The organism is Natronolimnohabitans sp. A-GB9, from assembly GCF_030848565.1.
Lineage (GTDB): Archaea > Halobacteriota > Halobacteria > Halobacteriales > Natrialbaceae > Natronolimnohabitans.
Genome location: NZ_JAVDDV010000006.1, coordinates 158732 through 177467 on the forward strand (window position 1 = coordinate 158732; position 18736 = coordinate 177467).

The 18736-nt window shown below is 63.0% G+C and carries 19 protein-coding genes and 1 pseudogene; 13 read left to right on the forward strand and 7 right to left on the reverse strand.

Annotation, left to right across the window (positions count from 1 at the left end):
* Position 1: 1 nt before the first annotated feature.
* On the reverse strand, positions 2 to 799 hold the full coding sequence (locus RBH26_RS10285) for an enoyl-CoA hydratase/isomerase family protein (RefSeq protein WP_306758166.1): 798 nt from the start codon (positions 797 to 799) through the stop codon (positions 2 to 4).
* A gap of 180 nt (positions 800 to 979) precedes the next feature.
* On the opposite strand from RBH26_RS10285, the gene RBH26_RS10290 reads away from it, so the two are divergent.
* Genes RBH26_RS10290 through RBH26_RS10310 form a run of 5 tightly spaced genes read left to right on the forward strand, consistent with a single transcriptional unit; the run spans position 980 to position 4813 of the window.
* The gene (locus RBH26_RS10290; protein ID WP_306758167.1) at positions 980 to 1360 is read left to right on the forward strand and encodes a hypothetical protein; all 381 of its coding nucleotides are present in this window, start codon (positions 980 to 982) and stop codon (positions 1358 to 1360) included.
* Positions 1258 to 2052 (forward strand): PotD/PotF family extracellular solute-binding protein, encoded by a 795-nt coding sequence (locus RBH26_RS10295; RefSeq protein WP_306758168.1) that lies wholly within the window; start codon positions 1258 to 1260, stop codon positions 2050 to 2052. The genes RBH26_RS10290 and RBH26_RS10295 overlap by 103 nt, the downstream gene beginning before the upstream one ends.
* 6 nt (positions 2053 to 2058) lie before the next feature.
* A complete protein-coding gene (locus tag RBH26_RS10300; protein WP_306758169.1) occupies positions 2059 to 3177 on the forward strand; it encodes an ABC transporter ATP-binding protein in 1119 nt (372 codons plus the stop codon).
* Positions 3174 to 4019: an ABC transporter permease gene (locus RBH26_RS10305; RefSeq protein ID WP_306758170.1), complete on the forward strand. Its 846-nt coding sequence runs from the start codon at positions 3174 to 3176 to the stop codon at positions 4017 to 4019. Before RBH26_RS10300 ends, RBH26_RS10305 begins: the two co-directional genes overlap by 4 nt.
* On the forward strand, positions 4016 to 4813 hold the full coding sequence (locus RBH26_RS10310; RefSeq protein WP_306758171.1) for an ABC transporter permease: 798 nt from the start codon (positions 4016 to 4018) through the stop codon (positions 4811 to 4813). The genes RBH26_RS10305 and RBH26_RS10310 overlap by 4 nt, the downstream gene beginning before the upstream one ends.
* 104 nt (positions 4814 to 4917) lie before the next feature.
* Here the strand turns inward: RBH26_RS10310 and RBH26_RS10315 are convergent, their stop codons facing one another.
* Entirely contained in the window at positions 4918 to 5379 is a 462-nt protein-coding gene (locus RBH26_RS10315) for a hypothetical protein (protein ID WP_306758172.1), read from the reverse strand.
* A gap of 1449 nt (positions 5380 to 6828) precedes the next feature.
* Between RBH26_RS10315 and RBH26_RS10320 the strand changes: the two genes are divergently transcribed.
* The 3 genes from RBH26_RS10320 (at position 6829) to RBH26_RS10330 (ending at position 10157) form a co-directional block, all read left to right on the forward strand.
* A complete protein-coding gene (locus tag RBH26_RS10320; RefSeq protein WP_306758173.1) occupies positions 6829 to 8061 on the forward strand; it encodes an orc1/cdc6 family replication initiation protein in 1233 nt (410 codons plus the stop codon).
* Between the two features lie 310 nt (positions 8062 to 8371).
* Positions 8372 to 9424, forward strand: coding sequence for a phosphatase PAP2 family protein (locus tag RBH26_RS10325; RefSeq protein ID WP_306758174.1), 1053 nt, complete (start codon positions 8372 to 8374; stop codon positions 9422 to 9424).
* A gap of 121 nt (positions 9425 to 9545) precedes the next feature.
* Entirely contained in the window at positions 9546 to 10157 is a 612-nt protein-coding gene (locus RBH26_RS10330; RefSeq protein ID WP_306758175.1) for a GNAT family N-acetyltransferase, read from the forward strand.
* Between the two features lie 3 nt (positions 10158 to 10160).
* Here the strand turns inward: RBH26_RS10330 and RBH26_RS10335 are convergent, their stop codons facing one another.
* Positions 10161 to 10850, reverse strand: a complete 690-nt coding sequence (locus tag RBH26_RS10335) for a haloacid dehalogenase type II (protein WP_306758274.1) — start codon at positions 10848 to 10850, stop codon at positions 10161 to 10163.
* Positions 10851 to 10901: 51 nt separating this feature from the next.
* Between RBH26_RS10335 and thiE the strand changes: the two are divergent.
* The 3 genes and pseudogenes from thiE to RBH26_RS10350 form a co-directional block, all read left to right on the forward strand.
* Positions 10902 to 11411 (forward strand): annotated as a pseudogene (gene thiE / locus RBH26_RS10340) (thiamine phosphate synthase); the annotation flags it as partial.
* On the forward strand, positions 11404 to 12243 hold the full coding sequence (thiM, locus tag RBH26_RS10345; protein ID WP_306758176.1) for a hydroxyethylthiazole kinase: 840 nt from the start codon (positions 11404 to 11406) through the stop codon (positions 12241 to 12243). The pseudogene thiE and the gene thiM, both read left to right, overlap by 8 nt.
* Positions 12244 to 12285: 42 nt before the next feature.
* Complete coding sequence (locus RBH26_RS10350; RefSeq protein ID WP_306758177.1) at positions 12286 to 12558, forward strand: hypothetical protein; 273 nt, start codon at positions 12286 to 12288, stop codon at positions 12556 to 12558.
* Positions 12559 to 12569: 11 nt separating this feature from the next.
* On the opposite strand, the gene RBH26_RS10355 is transcribed toward RBH26_RS10350, so the two are convergent.
* Entirely contained in the window at positions 12570 to 13205 is a 636-nt protein-coding gene (locus RBH26_RS10355) for a rubrerythrin family protein (RefSeq protein WP_306758178.1), read from the reverse strand.
* A 337-nt stretch (positions 13206 to 13542) separates the two neighbouring features.
* Positions 13543 to 14409 carry a sulfurtransferase gene (locus RBH26_RS10360; RefSeq protein ID WP_306758179.1) on the reverse strand — a complete coding sequence of 289 codons (867 nt, stop codon included), beginning with the start codon at positions 14407 to 14409 and terminating at the stop codon, positions 13543 to 13545.
* Between the two features lie 282 nt (positions 14410 to 14691).
* Between RBH26_RS10360 and RBH26_RS10365 the strand changes: the two genes are divergently transcribed.
* On the forward strand, positions 14692 to 15504 hold the full coding sequence (locus RBH26_RS10365; protein ID WP_306758180.1) for a sulfurtransferase: 813 nt from the start codon (positions 14692 to 14694) through the stop codon (positions 15502 to 15504).
* A gap of 97 nt (positions 15505 to 15601) precedes the next feature.
* Here the strand turns inward: RBH26_RS10365 and RBH26_RS10370 are convergent, their stop codons facing one another.
* Both RBH26_RS10370 and RBH26_RS10375 read right to left on the reverse strand, forming a co-directional pair.
* Complete coding sequence (locus RBH26_RS10370) at positions 15602 to 16801, reverse strand: FAD-dependent oxidoreductase (protein WP_306758181.1); 1200 nt, start codon at positions 16799 to 16801, stop codon at positions 15602 to 15604.
* A gap of 81 nt (positions 16802 to 16882) precedes the next feature.
* Positions 16883 to 17113, reverse strand: coding sequence for a hypothetical protein (locus tag RBH26_RS10375; protein WP_306758182.1), 231 nt, complete (start codon positions 17111 to 17113; stop codon positions 16883 to 16885).
* Positions 17114 to 17323: 210 nt separating this feature from the next.
* On the opposite strand from RBH26_RS10375, the gene RBH26_RS10380 reads away from it, so the two are divergent.
* The gene (locus RBH26_RS10380) at positions 17324 to 18724 is read left to right on the forward strand and encodes a signal recognition particle protein Srp54 (protein WP_306758183.1); all 1401 of its coding nucleotides are present in this window, start codon (positions 17324 to 17326) and stop codon (positions 18722 to 18724) included.
* Positions 18725 to 18736: the final 12 nt, after the last annotated feature.

An 18736-nucleotide genomic window follows, 5' to 3' on the forward strand; every position in this document is an offset into this window, starting at 1 on the left:
GTTATCGCCCCTCGAAGATCGGCTCGCGGTCCTCGGCGAACGCGTCGACCCCTTCCTGCCAGTCGTCGGTCTCCATACAGGTCAACAGCGCGTCGACCTCCGCGGTCAGGGCGTGCTCGGGATCGTCCGGTCGCCGGTTCAACTGTTCTTTCGCGAACGCGACCGGGATCGGCGCGTTGCCGGCGATCTCGCCCGCGAGGTCGTCGACGGCGGCGTCCAGGTCGGCAGCGGGGACGGTCTCGTCGACGAGGCCGATCTCCGCGGCCTCCTCGCCGCCGACGCTGGCAGCGGTGAGAAGGAGGCGTTTCGCCGTCGCGGTACCGACCCGCTCGGGGAGCCGGTAGGTCACGCCGCCGCCCACGTAGGTGCCGATTCCGGCCTCGGGGAAGCGCATCTCGGCGTCGTCGGCCATCACGATCAGGTCCGCGCTGAGCGCCATCTCGGCGCCGGCACCGATCGCGTATCCCTGTACTTTCGCGATCACCGGCCGCTCGTGGGTCTGGATCGCCCGACAGGCGTGCTGGGCGGCCCAGGCGTACTCACGCTTTTCCGCGGCGGTCCGATCGCGCTCGTCGTGGTTTTTCAGGTCAGCGCCGACGCAGAAGGCACGTCCCGCCCCTTGAAGGACGATCACGCGAGCCTCGTCCGCGCTTGCCTGCTCGAGTGCGCCCAGCAGGCCTGCGTACAGTTCCTTCGTGACGGCGTTGAGCCGGTCCGGGCGAGTCAACGTAACGGTGGCGACGTCGCCGTCGACGCGGTACTCGACGGCGTCGGTCGCTGTCGGTTCGACAGTATCCACTCCTCGGTCAGCAGTGCAGTCCATGGCTGTTTAGTTCTCCCTCGTCCGTAGCGAGAGACGTATAGATACCAATACTTCCTAACTCACTTAGATATTTCGGAGAGATTTTGAAATAGTCACCTCAATATTGGACTGTGCGGTAGAATTATATGCACCCTTATCATACAGGATAGCAGACCCATGCATGACCGTAACATGGTAACACGGCGGACGGCGCTGGCGACGATCGGCGCGGGATCACTCGCCGGTGTCGCCGGCTGTCTCGGTGGCGGCTCGGACACCCTTCGATTCCTCGGCTTCGGTGGCAACACCCAGGAGGCACAGATGGAGATCTTCGAACGCTGGGCCGAAGATTCGGAGTACAGCGTCGAAGGAACGTCGGCCGGCGGGACGACGGAGATGATCTCGATGATCCAGACCCCGGCGAGTTCGACATCGTCGCGCTCAACGACACGGGGATGGCACAGGCGGCGGCCGAAGACGAACCCATCCTCGAGCCGATCGACGTCGACGACGTTCCAAACTACTCCGACAACATCCGTGAGGGAGCCCAGGATCTGACGTTCCTCGTCGAGGACGGCGACACGATCGGGTTGATCCGTGAAAACGGCGCGACGGGCTACGCGTACAACACCGAGCTCGTCGACCGCGAGCTCACCTCGTGGGACGATATCAAAGACGACGAGTTCGACGGCGAACTCGCCTTGCTCGATCGGGCCGTCGATCGGTTCTCGAACTGCGCGGTCGCGATCGACGCCGACATCAACGACGCGGCCGACGACGACGACCTCTTCGAGGACGTGATCGAAGAGGCCGAAGCACAGAACGAGAACTGCTTTAGCTACTGGTCCGACGGCGCGACGTCGATCCAGTATCTCCGCCAGGAGAACGCGACGGTCTGTGAAGCGTGGGGCGGGCGCGTCCTCGCGCTTCAGGAGGAGGGGTACGATCACATCGAGTACGTCATGCCCGACGAAGGGGCGATGGCCTGGACCGACACGCTCGCGATCGTCGAGGGGACGGAGAACCGAGAGACCGTCCACGAGCTGTTGGACTTTACCTACGAACGGGAGAACCTGATCGATATGTCGGATATGATGAACTACACGGTACAGATGGAGGATCCGCCCGAAGCGATGACTGACCTCCCCGACTACGCACCCGTCGACGATCTGGCGTTTCGCGACTGGTCGCAGATCCTGCCGCTGCAAGACGAGTGGTCCGAACGGTTCCAGGAAGTCAAACAGGGGTAACCAACGATGCTCGAAGTCACCGGACTCACGAAGTACTACGGAGAGTTGCTCGCCGTCGACGACGTCAGTTTCCACATCGACGAAGGCGATTTCGTCACGCTGTTGGGACCGTCGGGCTGTGGGAAGACGACTCTGTTACACATGATCGCCGGCCTCCGAGAGCCGACCGAGGGACAGGTAAAGCTCCGCGGCGAGGACGTCACGGATCTGGCACCTGAGGACCGAAACATCGGGATGGCGTTCCAGAGTACGGCACTGTTCCCACACATGACCGTTCGGGAAAACATCGCCTACGGCCTCCGAATGCACGGCTACGATGCAGAGGAACGCGACACGCAGGTCCAGGAGTTCCTCGAACTCGTCGACCTCCCCGACCACGGCGACCACCATCCCGACGAACTCTCCGGCGGCCAACAACAGCGGGTCTCGCTCGCTCGAGCGCTCGCGTACGAACCCGACATCCTCCTGCTCGACGAGCCACTGACCGGTCTCGACCGGGTTCTTCGCGAGGAGATGCGGGAGTGGCTGATGACGCTCCAGCGCGAACTCGGCGTTACGTCGCTGTACGTCACCCACGACCAGGAGGACGCCCTCTCGATGTCGGACAAGGTGATCGTCCTCGACGACGGGCAGAAACAGCAGGCCGCGTCACCGGAGCGGATCTACGAACAGCCGGCAAACGAGTTCGTCGCCACGTTCGTCGGCAAATCGACCCGGTTCGACGGCACTCTCCGAAGCGTCGACGACCGTCCGATCGTCGAAACCGACGAGACACGGATCGTCGTCGGGACCAACGACCGCGCCACCAACCACGACGACGGCGAGGCGGTCAGCCTGTTCGTCCGACCCGAAGACGTCGACGTCGAACCCGCCACGGCGACCGCCGATGGCGGAACGACGACCACTGCGGGTGCGGCCTCGGCAGCACCAACCGCGGCGGCGACCGTCGAAAACGCGTTCCCCGGTACCGTCGAGAAGATCGCGAACCTGGGCAACCGAACCGAGGTGACTGTCGCGCTCGAGAGCGGGGAGACGGCGCTTGCAAACACCGCTCGGTTCCCCAACATCGCGGTCGGTGACGAAGTGACCGTCACGTTCGATTCGGAGTCGGTGGTCGTGGTATGAGCGTCGTCGTCGAGCGAAGCCCCGTTCCTCGCTGGCTCACGGAGCGCATCAGCAACCGCCACCTCGTCGCGATCGGCGTCGGCTGGGTCACGTTTTTCTTCGTATTTCCGATCCTCTTTCTGGTCGTCGAGAGTCTCAACTTCGGTAGCGGCGGGCTCTTCGACGCCTATCGGCGTGCGACCGGCGGCGTCTACCTCAACGCGTTCGCCCGGTCGTTCGTCTACGGGTTCGTGACTACAGTCGTAACCCTCGCGTTCGCCTACGTGCTCGCGTACTACCTCGTGTTCGCAAGCGACCGCGTTCGACTCCTGCTTACCCTGGTCGTCGTTCCGCTGTGGATCGCATACATCATCCGCTACTTCGGCCTCCTGTTGTTCTTCTCGCCGACGGGCCCGCTCGGCCAGGTCGGTCTCGAGATCGACATCCTGTTTACCTCGACGGCGGTCGTGGTCGGACTGGCAAACGCGTACCTGCCCTTTGCCGTCTTGCCGATCTACAACTCGCTGAACGCGATCCACCACGAGACGATCGACGCGTCCCGGGCGCTTGGCGCCGGCCAACTCCGGACGATCTACGAGGTCGTCGTCCCGCTGTCGACGCCGGGAATCGTCGCCGCGGGCGTCATCGTGTTCATCCTCGCGACCGGTTCGTTCCTCGGCCCGGCCGTCCTCGGCGGTCCTGAACAGTCGATGATCGCAAACGAGATCGCACGGACGTTCCTCGAGGCGTACAACATCCAGCTGGCGTCGGCGCTGGCGGTGATCTACACCGTCTTGCTCGTCGCGTTTATCGCGGCGTTCAACGCCGTCTTCGACCTCCAGGAGGCGCTTGGTAACCTATGAGCGTGACATCGTCTATCCGCCGAGCGAGCCTGGTCCGCCAGGGGACGCTGCTGTGTATCCTGGTGTGTATCTACGCGTTCCTGCTCGTTCCGGTCGCGATCGTCATCCTTACCTCGTTTACCGGACAGAGCTTCCCGGCGGTTCCCTACGACGGAATCAGCTTCCAGTGGTACACCGAGTTGATAACCGACAGCCAGCTACTGGGCGCGCTGGTGACGAGTTTCGTCGTCGCGACCGCGTCGTCGCTGCTGGCCGTCGCCTTCGGGACGGCCGCGGCCGTCGGCTTCGTTCGTGCCGAGTTCCCGTACAAACAGCAGCTCTCGACGATCATGCTGTTGCCGATGATCATCTCGCCGGTCATCACCGGGATCGCGCTGATCCGCTATTTCGGCATGGTCGACGTCTCGAGTGGCTACCCGGCGCTGATCGTCGGCCACTCGATCCTGACGGTACCATACGTCTTCCTGCTCGTTCGGTCACAGCTGGTGACGTTCGACGAGGACTTAGAGAAGGCCTCGCGCGTGCTCGGTGCCGACTCGACAGTGACGTTTCTGAACGTCACGGCGCCGATCATCTCGCCTGCGCTGCTTGCTGCCTTCTTCGTCGCCTTCGTCGTCTCCTTCGGCGAGTTCACCGCGACGCAGTTTCTGATCTCGCCGGGCTCGAGCACCGTCCCCGTCGAGATCTACACGATGTTGCGGACCGGATTGACGCCGACGATCAACGCGCTCTCGACCGTGCTCGTCGTAGTCATGGTCGTGGCCGCGTTGCTCAGTCGCTACTTCGAGAACTAAGACGGATTGCTGGCCCGCTGTCTCGCCGATCACTGGCCCCGCTCCGATGAGCGGCGGTCAGTGACGACAGGAGATCGACTCGAGTGCCGCGATTCCGTCTCCCGCTATGTACCACCAGACCCGTCTCCTGCTATCGTGTACCTCGTGATCTCGTCGGATTCGTCGACCGTAACGTCGACGGACTGCCCCTCGGGCCGGAAGATATCCCGCACCGCCGCTTCCGGCCGCGGTGCGGTCTCGGTTGGAAAGATCAGTTCGACCGTTCCGTCGACGTCGTCCCCGCGTCGCTCGGCGGTTGCCTGTACGACCGATTTCTCCTCGAGGTGGACTGTTATCGCGACCGGCGGCCGCTCGGTCGTGGCTGGCTCCGACTCTGCCTCGAACGAGACGGCCCGAACGCCGTCGTCCCGTTCGAACGCACGAACGGTGTCGGTCGGCACCGTCTCGCCGTACTCCGCTTCGAGATACGCCTCGAGTCGAGTGACGTACTCGCTTTCGAGCGCGATGTCCGCGAGCGCGTCCGCTTTCTCGTCGTCTATCTCCGTCAGTCGGGGGTGGTCGTCCATGCCGGTCGCCAGACCGACTGACGTGAAAAGCGTTGGTCTCGGTTGCACTCGCTGTAAGCGGTGTGGCGATACCCACACTCGTCGGCGGGTAGCGGACCGACACACCCCGTACCGAGTGAAACACCGCGTTCGCGACCGACAACGACGGCGCCCTCGAGGCCGGGAGTGGAAACGACTCCGGAAAGCGACTCTCCAGTCCGAAAGCGAATGTTCAACACACCACGTACCGAGTGAAGGAGCGAACGGAAGTGAGAGGGTACCACCCACACCCCGTACCGAGTGAATCCGCCAGCGAGTGTGGAGACTCGAGGAGGTACGAGACGTCGGCTTCCTCACACCTCGTGCCGAGTGAACGGGTTGGATCCAATGGATGGCCCCACACACCTCGTACCGAGTGAATGGGATAAAAGGGACCCCTGGGGGAAGTGCTGTTTTGCGAGTGGTATATAAAAGAGTGTGAGATACGGTGAATCTCGAGCGTCAACCCTCCACCGTCCCCCGATACGTAATAGTAATATAGAAAGATACTATCTATCTAGATAGTACAACAGTATCTATTCTAGTTGTCTATCCTAGTTTCTTTTTTCTACCCTGATCCCATCCTAATTTCCCATCCTAATTTCCCATCCTAATTTCCCATCCTAATTTCCCATCCTAATTTCCACTCGAGTACCGTTCCAGTTCTGCGAGTACCGATCCAACGAACTCTGTCGTATGGACCGGTTCGCCCCAGCAGTCGACGGGTGGAACGCCAATATAGTATAGTTGTCACTGAAAGCCAACATACACCTGACCACCGGACGGCGTTGCGATTGATGAATAGTTCTGTCCGTCGGTATCAGTAGCTACTGTAGCCATCTCCCAGTCTGCAGCAGACCGTACGATCATCCCGAGACGTCTCGTCGACTGTTCTCGGTCCCGATTTCACTCGGTACGAGGTGTGTCTCTCTGTTCCAGATATATAAGCAGTCCCTGTTTCCAAGCAAGACGGTTCGAACGACCGGTTCATGTGGGATCACTCGGTACGAGGTGTGTCCCGCCACTGGAAACTAAACCCGCTTCCGAAGGCTTTTCACTCGGTACGAGGTGTGACTCTCCCCCGCATCGGATTATATAAACGACAACGAACCAACCGATAGACGCGCTCTAATCCCGATTCGTGTGGGATCACTCGGTACGAGGTGTCTGTTGCACGAGACCGTTTCTCGAGGGACCATCCGGGATCGAAGGAGTTACTCGGGATCGAAGGAGTTACCCGGGAGCGACCTGCTTCCATCGTGGGGGTACTTCCAGGTGACCGTTCACTCGGTACGAGGTGTGTCTCCCCTACCGCTCTAGTATATAAAGAAGGAGAAAAACGCCTACAGAGGGGCTGAAGCGCAGTTTTGTGACTGATCACTCGGTGCGAGGTCAGGAAGATTTATAATTCACATCGCACATCCTGTTTCTATGGCCGATCAGAGCTCGTTTGACGATTCTGAAGATATCTTTCAGGTGGGTGGGATCTTCTCTAATCGGGAACTCGTTCGCGTCGGACACGTTCCGGAGTTAGACCGTGTCGTCGGGCGCGACGAGGAGGTCCGGGAGGTGGGTGCTGCACTCGGGCCCGCTATCCAGGGCGATCCACCCGAGACGACCATCATCTACGGCAAGACCGGGACGGGAAAGTCCCTCGTATCGCGGTGTGTCACGAGAGAGGCACGCCGACGGGCCGAGACGAACGACGTCGACTTACAACACGCCTACGTCGACTGTTCCGACTACCAGACGGAGGCGAAAGCCAGCCGTGAGATGGCTCGTCAGTTGTACGACAACATCGTCGACGAGCTCGACGAAGAGGTGAAAAACGACACGAAAATCCCTCGTGTTGGCATCGGAGCCGCGGATTACCGGGACATCACGTGGGAACTCCTCGAGGAGAAAGGCGTCGACTCCTTCGTAGTGATCTTAGACGAGATCGATAAGCTCTCCGGAGACGCACTCCTACGGAGTCTCTCCCGCGCACGCGAGAGTGGCAAAATCGATACGCACATCGGCATCATCTGTATCAGCAACAAGATCGAGTATCGGAAGCGACTCAACGAACGTGTCGACTCGAGTCTGCAGGACAACGAACTCGTCTTCGATCCCTACGACGCCGAGCAACTCCGTGCGATACTGGAAAACCGGCGGGACGCCTTCGTCGAAGGCGTCCTCGACGAAAGCGTGATCCCGCGAGCCGCTGCGCTGGCCGCTCGCGAACACGGCGACGCCCGGAAGGCCGTCGATACGTTCTACGAGGCCGGACGGCTCGCCGAGAAGGAGAACTCGGACAAGGTGACGGAACGACACGTCGACAAGGCGATTCGACGGGCGGAGGTAAACCGATTCGAGAAGCTGGTAAGCGGCCAGACACCCCACGTGAAACTCCTCTTGCGGTCGATCGCGTTGCTCACACAGTCCGAAGACGGGGAGTGGTTCCGCACGGCGAAGATTTACGATCTGTACAAACGCCTCGCGGAGAAGGAAGCGAGTGATCCGCTTTCCTACGACCGCGTCTCTCGACTGCTGAAAGAACAGTCGTTTTTGGGGATCACCGAGAGCGAACACACGGGTGGTGGCAAAGGCGAGGGGAGCTACCTCGAGCATCGATTGCTCCGGGAGCCCGAGATCGTCCTGAGTGCCCTCGACGAAGCGGAGTGAGACGGACGATACGCGTGACGCGTGTATCGTTTCCCACCGCTTCTCACCGGGTTCTCGAACCGGCCGGTTTTCCCTCCCCGAACGCCCACACTCCGTTTAAGTATCTCTCGTCACAAGCTGGTGCTATGACGGGAAGTCGTTCGTTCTCACGTTCTCTAGGTCGGTAGCGACGCATCGATCGTCGCATCTCTTCGTCGTCTCTCTACGGATCACTGTCTTTCGTTCTGACGATTCCCGTATCGTCGCCATCGTCGGGCTGTTTGAATATCGAGGCGATATCGATTAGTGACTGGTTGTGGTAGATAGCCGTATGTCGAGAGGAATCGGCGAGTTCGCGCCGATACAGGACCTGATTCCCGACTGGGCCGCGGTTCTGGTCGGACTCGTCACCCAGCTCGGTGACGTCTGGTTTCTCGCTTTGCTCGTCGGCGTCGTCTACTGGTTTCATGCGCGCCGCCGTGACGACGCGGCCGTCACCGTCGGACTCTCGCTGACCGGCCTCGCGCTGATCACGATCCTGAAACACGTCTTCGAGCTGCCACGGCCGGGGCAGCCACTCGTCGCCCTCGAGGCGCTGCCCGGATTGGTACAGCCGCTGTACGAAGCGACGGCGATGGCAAGCGGCTACGGCTTCCCGAGCGGGCACGCGCTCATGACGACGATCGTCTACGTCAGTCTCGCAAAGCGACTCTCCATCGGCACCGCCCGCCAGCGATTGCTCGCTGCAGCGGCCGTCGTCGCGGTCGTGAGTCTCTCGCGGATTGCCCTCGGCGTTCACTACCTCGTCGACATCGTCGCCGGCATCGCCATCGGGCTGGCGTTCCTGTTCGTCGCGGAACGACTGCTTGCACGTACCTCGACCGATGGGGCGACGGTGGCGCTTGCGATGGCGGTCGTCGCAAGCGTGATCGCCCTCCTCGTGAGTTCCGTCGACCCGGACGCCGTGCTGTTGGTCGGCGCCTCGCTTGGGTCGTTCGCCGGCTGGCAACTCGTCTGTCTCGGACGGGCCGTGGCCGCGGCCGACCGTCCGTCGCATGCGGTTCGGCCGCTTGTGAGTCGGGGCACGCTTGCGGCCGGCGCGATCGTCCCGCTGATCGCCGTTCTCGACTCCGCTCAGCTTCTTTCCGTCCCCGCCGCCAGTGCTGCCCTCGGACTCGCGATGGCGGCGTTCGTCGCAGCGCCGGTGTTGTACGGGTCCGAACGCACCGGACGCGTTTGGACGGCACTCACGTTCTGGGCCACGATGACCGCCCTCGGACTCCGCTCTCTGCGCCGGTCGTCGACCTGGCGACGCGGCTTCGCCGTCGGTCGGCGCTGTGCCGGACACGCTCGACGTTGGCTCCGAGCGCAGTCGCTGGACTGACGTTCCGTATTCTTATCCTGCCGGACAGAACGAGTGTGAGCATTCGCTGCTCCCGTCTGGCGAATACTCTTCATTGACTTCTGTCCGGCAGTGTTACCTCCTTCTACCGGAATCCTCGCGTATGGAGAGGGAGTCCGACGTTCGGATTCGTCTCGCTCGAGCCGAAGACGCAGCCGCGATACGCGACATCTACGCGCCTTTCTGTGAATCGACGGCGGTGACCTTCGAGGAACAGCCGCCGACGGAGGCAGAACTGGCCGATCGCATCGAATCGACGCTCGAGACCTACCCGTGGCTCGTCTGTACGATCGACGGGCGTGTCGTCGGCTACACCTACGCAAGCCGACTGCGCAAACGGCGGGCCTACCAGTGGACGGTCGAGCTTTCGGTGTACGTCGCTGCCGACGCTCGTAGCTCTGGCGTCGGTCGCGGGCTCTACGAATCGCTGTTTGCCGTCCTCGAGCGTCAGGGCGTTCGCGACGCCTACGCCGTGACGACGATGCCAAACCCCGAGTCCGAGCGGTTCCACGAGCGCATGGGGTTCGAACGGCTCGCCGACTTCCCCGCGATGGGACATACGGACGGTGACTGGCACGACGTCGCGTGGTGGCGTCGGCCGATCGCGCCGAAGACGGCCGATCCGAAGCCGATCACGCCGCTACTGGACGTCATCGAGGATCCCGATTGGGACTCGCTCGTTCGAACCGGCGAGACCCACCTCGAGATCGAATAGCGATCAACAGCCGAGTCGGTCAGCCAGTTCTGCGAGTCCCTCACAGACGAGATCGGGGTCCGGACCGAACGGTTCCTGTGGGTCGTTTTTCCGGTCGAGCCAGACGCCTTGCATCCCGGCGTTGATCGCCCCCTGGACGTCGAACCACAGCGCGGAGACGTGGGCGATCTCCGAGAGCGGCGTTCCTGTCCGGCCCGCCGCGTGGCGGTACAGCTCCGGATCGGGTTTGAACGTCTCGAGTTCGTCGGCGCTGATGGTACCGACCAGGAGATCGCCGATATCGGCACCGTCGACCATCAACTCGAGCATCGCAGGGTTGCCGTTCGAAAGTACGTACGCGTCGTAGCCACCGGCCTGCAGGCGTTCGATGCTCTCCCGGACATCGTCGAACACACGGAGATCGTGGTACGCCGAGAGGATGTCCTCGCGTTCGTCGGCCGTGCTCTCGACGCCGTGGGCCGCGAGTGCATACTCGAGGGCGTCCCGATTCACGCCGTAGAACGGCTTGTAGGTCCCGATGTGGTTTCCGACGAGGGTGTACTGCATCGAGCGGCTGCGCCAGGTCTTCGAGATCGGCTCGGGATCGTCGACGTCGTGGTGGTCTGCAAGTGCGGTCTCGACGGCGTCGACGTCGACGAGCGTGCTGTAGGAATCGAACGTCACGGTCGTTACGCGGTCGGGATCGAACGTCATATATGCCCCACGGTAACACACGTCTATTAATCCCCTCATCGAGTCAGTCGGCTCGAGCTCCGCGAGCTGACCGCCGAGGCAGACGTCGATCTCATCGTCAACGATCGTGTCGACATCGCACGAGCGACCGACGCCGATGGCGTCCACATCGGCCAGTCGGACCTCTCTGTCGACGTCGTCCGCGACCTGCTCGGACCCGAGGCGATCGTCGGCTGCTCGACGGCGACGCTCGAGGAAGCCAGCCAGGCCGAAGCCGCCGGCGCGGACTATCTCGGCGTCGGCACCGTCTACGGAACGACTTCGAAGGACGTCGCCGAGTACAAGGACGGCGTCGGCCCCGAGCGAATCGCCGAGATCGTCGACGCCGTCTCGATCCCGGTCGTCGGCATCGGCGGTATCACGGCCGACAGCGCCGGTCCCGTCGTCGAGGCTGGCGCGGCGGGTGTCGCCGTCATCTCCGAGATCACTGCCGCCGAGGATCCACGAGCCGCGACCGAGGCACTCGCCGAAACCGTCGAAACTGCGAAGGGGATCGCGGACGGACCGGAACGCAATGTGTAGTTCAGTGCCCACTGCTACCACCGGTTCCGATCTGGCCGACTCCCTCGAGGCGATCGCCGACGCGTCGCCACTCGTCCACCATCTCACGAACGAAGTGACGATGAACGACGTGGCAAACCTGACGCTCCACTGGGATGCACTCCCGGTGATGGCCGACTCGCCGGGTGATGCTGGCGAGATGGCAAACGGTGCGTCTGCCATCCTGTTCAATACGGGTCAGGTACCCGATGGAAAGGTCGAGGCCATGCATGAGGCCGCCGAGACGGCAGCCGAACGGGAGATTCCCGTCGTCCTCGACCCTGTCGGTGTCGGTGCGACCCCGACGCGGGAGGCCGTCGCCGAAGCCTTACTCGAGGACGTCGACTTCTCGGTCATCAAGGGGAACTACGGCGAGATCAGTGCGCTCGCGGGCGTCGAAGCCGAGGTGAAAGGCGTCGAGGCCGTCGGCGAGTACGAGGAGATCGAAACTGCGGCACAGTCACTCGCCGAGTCCTCGGGAGCGACGGTCGTCGCCAGCGGTATCGAAGACGTCGTCGCGACGGGCGACGGCGCCGTCCGGATCACGGCCGGCCACGAGATGCTCAGTGACGTCGTCGGTACAGGCTGTATGCTCGGCGGGACCATCGCCGCGTTCTGTGGCGCCCTCGAGGATGCGACGACGGCCGCCGTCCACGGAACGCTCGCCTTCGGTCTTGCCGGCGAACGCGCAGCGGAACTCGCGTACAATGGGCCGGCGAGCTACCGGACGAACTTCCACGACGCGGTCGCTGGCTTCGGGCCGGACGAGGCGGCGACCCTCGAGCTTTCCGACCGGATCGAACGCATCGAGTAACGTAGTAAAAACGTTTTGTCGGGTACCGGTGAACGACACTGTATGGTGCGAGAGAACCTCGACGACGCCGCTGCGACGCTTCGGGACGCAGCCGACGCCGCGTCGGACGACGAGACGCGAGAACGCCTCGAGAACCAGGCCGAACAGTTCGCGGATCACGCCGAGGCAGACCGTGGACCGGACCACGGGACCCTCGCGCGTCACGAACACATCCTCACCGAAATTGCCGACGAGGAAGGTGGCGACGTCGCCGCCGACGTCGAAGACGCCCTCGAGTCGATTCGGGCGTTCAGGGAGACTGTCGAAGGCGTATAGGGTACAAACGGTTAGCAGACGGGCTTGGGATTTGCTCCCATCGCCTCCATGTTCTCGACGTACTCTTCGTAAGCGGCCTCGATCGCCCCGGTTGCGGCCTCGAGTGCTAGTTCACGGTCGTCGTCGTCCGTACAGACGTCCTCGAGGAGCTGCTGTGCTCGCTCGAGTTGGTCGTCCAAGTCCTCGCCGAACTCCCGGAAGACGCTTGCCGTCTGGGGATCGGCGTCGCCGACGAAGTAGCCGACGACCTGTTCTTTCGAGCGTTTGCTCGCGAGGAGCCGGCCGATGAACCCACCGACGCGTTCGACCGTTGACTCGAGATCGCGCAGGTACTCGTGGAGCGCGGGGACCGCTTCCGGATCGTACCCGTCGTCATCGAGTTGCTCGAGGACCGTTTCGTAGTGGCTCTTTTCTTCGTCGGCGGTCGTTTCGAACGCCTCGCGGGCCGCCTCGTGGCTCTCGCTGTCGGCCCACTCGCGGAAGGTCTCCTTGGCCGCGTGTTCGGCGTCGGCGGTCGCACGGAGCACGGGTTCGGTGTCGATATCGCCACCGGTGTCGGCGTACAGCGACTTCGAGGAGCCGAGTCGGGAGAGTGCGGTCTGGTTGTCCTCGCGAACGGTCTCGACGAACGACTCGGAGTCTGTCATGGTGGGTCGTTCGCCCGGCCTCGAGTTATGTCTATCGTGTTGGTTACCTGTCAGGTGTTGCCGTTCGAACCCCTCGTGAACCGGATCGACCGACGCGAAAAGTGATGTGGCACGAGAGCGCCCGAAGGCGTCTCCGAAGCGGCGGTTGTCGTACGTTACGATGTTGGCGATGACTTCCAGGAGACCGTATCAGTTACTCGGCCTCGCCCTGCTCTACGGGTCGGCTTCGCCTCCCCGGTTCGCTACGAGGCTTCGTTCACGCTGTTCACTCAGCCTCGCCCTGTTCCACGGCTCACTTCGTTCGCCGTTCCGCAACGAGGCGAACGCCCTCTTTACCTCAGTCGTTCGCCTCACCTTTCTCGATCGGCGCATTGACCAGGTTCCCCCACTCGGTCCAGGAGCCGTCGTAGTTGACGGTGTCCTCGTAGCCGAGCAGTTCGTGCAGGGCGAACCAGGCGACCGAGGAGCGCTCGCCGATGCGGCAGTATGCGATGGTCGTCTCCTCGCCGTCGATCCCTTCCTCGGCGTAGAGGTCCTCGAGTTCCTCACGGGATTTGAACGTGCCGTCGTCGTCGGTCACGGCAGCCCACGAGATGTTCTTCGCGCCGGGGATGTGGCCGCCGCGCTGGGCGGTCTCCTGGAGTCCCGGCGGGGCGAGTACTTCACCGCGGAACTCCTCGGGCGAGCGAACGTCGACCAGCGGCACGCCACGCTCGAGGGCCTTCTCGACGTCCTCGCGGTAGGCGCGGATCCCCTCCCGCGGACCGGCGGCCTCGTAATCGACGTCCGAGAAGTCGGGTTCTTCCTCGGTCGTCGGGTAGTCGTTTTCGAGCCAGTACTCGCGACCGCCGTCCAAGAGATAGACGTCCTCGTGACCGTAATACTTGAACTGCCAGTAGGTGTAGGCGGCGAACCAGTTGGCGTTGTCGCCATAGAGGACGACTGTCGAGTCCTCGCTAATACCGTGGTTGCCCAGTAGCTCCTCGAAGTCCTCCTTCGAGAGGATGTCGCGCGTGGTCTGGTCCTGGAGCTGGGTTTCCCAGTTGAAACCGATCGCGCCGGGAGCGTGTTCCTCCTCGTAGGCTTCGGTGTCGACGTCGACCTCGACCAACCGACGGTCGGGATCGTCGTCCTGGAATTCATCGAGTCGCTCCTCGACCCAGTCGGCGTCGACGAGTACGTCGTTGGCGTAGTCAGTTGCCATACTCGAGACGTGGGCTGGGAGGCCCATAGTGGCTCTCGAAGCGGACAATTCGGTCGCCGGTCGACCGTGGCGGTCACTGTTGCCGCTACCTCGAACGGCCGATTTCGCAGGGAAAGCCACAGGCATCTACTCAGAGCAAATTATAGTGGGGGCCGTCATACGACGGTGTTCAGCGAACTAACAGATCTGCAGTGTCAGGAAAAAATTGCCGCTATCTCGGTACACAGGGAAGCGATGCCGGGACCAGTGTGTTCTCGAGGCCGAATCGACAACCGTCGATCAATGGACGAATCCGTCGTCGTCGCCCCCGACTGGCTCGCTACGCGTCTCGAGGACCCGCAGATACACGTCGTCGACGTCAGAGACGCCTGGGAGTACGACGGTATCGGACACGTCCCCGGTGCCGTCAACATCCCATTCGACAGCTATCGCGACGAGAGCGACGTCGATCGCGGCACCCTGCCAGGAGCCGACGCCTTCGCGGACTTGCTCTCGGAGGTCGGTATCTCCCCCGACGATACGATCGTCGCCTACGACGACACTCACGGGGTGTTCGCCGCTCGGTTCGTACTCACCGCCCTCGAGTACGGCCACGACGACGTTCGGCTCCTCGACGGCGACTACAGCGCCTGGAATCGGGAGTACGAGACCTCGAGCGAGACTCCCGACATCGAGCCGACCGACTACGAACCCGATCCGCTCACACCCGAAGAGAGCCCATTGGTCGGACTCGAGGCCGTCGAGGACGCCCTCGAACGGGACGCACTGTTCGTCGACACGCGCGAGAACCACGAGTTCGAGGAGGCCCGACTCCCCGGCGCGATTCGGTTCGACTGGCGCGAAACCGTCGACGACGAGACGCGGCGGCTGAAACCCGAATCCGAACTCGAGGCCCTGCTCGCCGACTACGGGATCACTCGCGACCGCGAGATCGTGCTCTACTGTAACACGGCACGGCGGATCAGTCACACCTATGTCGTTCTGCGAGCGCTTGGCTACGAGGACGTGGCCTTCTACGAGGGGAGTCTCACGGAGTGGCTGGCAAACGACGGCGAGATCGAGACCGGCCCGGCGGCCGACCTCGAGGAGAACTGATACGGACTGCTGTACCGAGTTCCCGCCGATCGCCAGCATGGGATCGGCGACCGGCGGGAATTGACGACGGGAGACCGTATGACGCTCGCGTTCGCCGTCACTCGTCGCCGACGTCCGTCCAGTCCGGTGCCGTCGAGAACTCGTTTCCGGACAACTCGTCGAACGCCGCGTAGACGACCTCCGAGAGCGCCGGATGGACGTGGACCGACTTGGCGACGTCCTCGACGGTCGCCGACGCCCGATCCATCGCGACGACGACCGCCTGGACCAGCGTCGCGGCCTGGGGCCCGGCGATGTGACAGCCCAGGATCTCGCCGTCGGGCGCCGCCAACACCTTTACGAATCCGTCGTCGGCACCGACGATCAGCCCCAGCGGCGCGGCATCGAAGGGGACCGTGGCAGACTCGTACTCGACGCCTGCGTCCTCGAGTTCGCCTTCCGTCCGCCCGACGCTTGCGACCTGTGGCTCGGTGAAGATCGCGTGGGGCATCGCGTCGTAGTCGACTTCTTGCTCGGCATCGCTTAGAACGTTTGCCGAGACGACGCTGGCCTCGGAGTCCGCGGCGTGTTTGTACGGCTCCGCGCCGACGACGTCGCCAAGCGCCCAGACGTCCTCGACGGTCGTCTCGAGCGTCTCGTCGACGACGATGTGCTCACTATCGTCGATCTCGATATCCGTCGCCTCGAGAGTCAACGTGTCCGTGTTCGGCCGTCGACCGGCCGCAAGCAGGAGGTCGTCGGCCTCGAGTTCGAGCTCGTCACCGCTGCCCTCGTCGTCGCTCGGCATTGCGGTCACGACGACGCCCGAGTCGCTTTCTTCGACGCTTGTGGCCTCGTAACCGGTGTAGACATCGGCATATCGATCGAGCGACCGTGTCACGACCTCGCTGACCGCGTCGTCTTCCCGCGGGACGAGCGTCTCGCTGCGCCCGACCATCGTGACGTCGGTCCCCATCGCACCGAAGAAGTAGCCCAGCTCGGCTCCGATGTAGCCACCGCCGACGACCACCAGCGAATCGGGACGTTCGTCCAGGAACAGTGCGTCGTCGCTGGTGAGATAATCGACGGCCTCGAGGTCGAGCGTGGCCGGGATGCCGAACTCGCCGGCCCGTCGAATCTCCTCGGCGACGTCCGCGCGATGAATCAGCGCCTTCGAGGGGACACAGCCCCGCGTGATACAGGCGCCTCCGAGGGGACCGCGTTCGATGACGGCCGCCTCGAGGCCACGTTCGGCCGCCGCGGTCGCGACCTGACTCCCCGAACCGCCCCCGACGACGATGATATTGTACTCGTCCATAGGAGCTTCCACCACGGACGGAGCCGTAAAACGAGGCCGTGCGGTGGCCGGTTTCGATTCGTAGCTGTCGAGTCGCCGTCGCTACAGCCAGTCGTCGCCCGTCTCGTCGTCAGTCGCCTCTCGGTAGGACCGGACCGCCTCGGCGAGATTTCGGAGGGCGTCTTCGGGCGTCGGCCCCTGACTCGAGACGCCCGTCACCTCGTCGTCGGCGATATGGAGGCCGTGTTCGTTCTCGTAGAGCGTAACGTCCGCGTCTTCGAGGGCCTCGTACTCGGTAGGGTCGACGTCTGCGTCGGGATCGTCGGAACTCATACGCGAGCGTTGTTCGGGTCGGGTGAAATACGCATCGACGACGATCGATGGGGACTGGTAGCCGACTCGAGGGCCGGCGAGAACTGCGTACCGTCGACGTGTCGCCGCGTTCGCGTCCCGCGGCCGGAGCACGTTCCGACTCCGTCGCTCGACGTCCCATGGTGTACAGTAGAAAAAGCCTTTAACGCCGTCGTCCCGTAGACGGCACAAATGGTACTCGACGATCTCGGGAGTTCTCTGCGGGGTACGTTGGACAAGCTCCGCGGGAAGTCACGCATCAGCGAGGAGGACATCGGGGAGATCGTCAAGGAGATCCAGCGCTCCTTGCTCTCGGCCGACGTCGATGTCTCGCTCGTGATGGAGCTCTCGGACAACATCGAAGAACGCGCACTCGAGGAAGAGCCGCCCGCGGGAACTCCCGCGCGGGATTTCGTCCTCCGTATCGTCTACGAGGAGCTGGTCGATCTCATCGGAGACTCCACCGAGCTTCCACTCGAGGAACAGACGATCCTGCTCGCGGGGCTGCAGGGGTCCGGTAAGACGACCTCCGCCGCGAAGATGGCCTGGTGGTTCTCGACGAAGGGGCTGCGCCCGGCGGTCATCCAGACCGACACGTTCCGACCCGGCGCCTACGAGCAGGCAAAGGAGATGACCCAGCGTGCGGAGGTCGACTTCTATGGGAACCCGGACAACGACGATCCCGTCGAAATCGCCCGGAAGGGCCTCGAGGAGACCAGCGAGGCCGACGTCCACATCGTGGACACGGCCGGTCGACACGCCCTCGAGGACGAACTGATCGACGAGATCGAGGATATCGAAGACGCCGTCGACCCCGACACGTCCCTGCTCGTGTTAGACGCCGCGATCGGTCAGGGTGCAAAGGAGCAAGCCCAACAGTTCGACGAGTCGATCGGTATCGACGGCGTCGTCATCTCGAAGATCGACGGGACGGCGAAAGGTGGCGGTGCCCTCACTGCAGTCGACCAGACCGACTCTTCGATCGCCTTCCTCGGGACTGGCGAAGAGGTCCAGGACATCGAGCGCTTCGAGCCCGACGGCTTCATCTCCCGACTGCTGGGGATGGGCGACCTCGGCCAACTTGCCGAGCGCGTCGAGCGCGCGATGGAGCAGACCCAGGCCGACGAAGAGGACGACTGGGATCCCGAGGACATGCTTCAGGGCTCGTTTACCCTCCACGACATGCAAAAGCAGATGGAGGCGATGAACAACATGGGCCCGCTCGACCAGGTGATGGACATGATCCCCGGCTTTGGCGGTGGGATCAAAGACCAGCTCCCCGACGACGCGATGGACGTCACCCAGGAGCGGATGCGCCGCTTTAGCGTCATCATGGACTCGATGACCGAGGCCGAAAAGGAGTATCCGAAGGCCATCGGCGCTAGCCAGATCGAACGCATCGCCCGCGGCTCCGGAACGAGCGAGGACGACGTCCGGGAACTGCTCGAGCAGTACAAGATGATGGAAAAGACCATCAAGCAGTTCCAGGGCATGGGCTCGGAGAAGGAGATGCAGCGCATGATGCAACAGATGCAACAGCAAGGTGGCGGTGGCGGTGGCGGCGGCATGGGCGGTATGGGTCCGTTCGGCTGATCTGTCACTCCG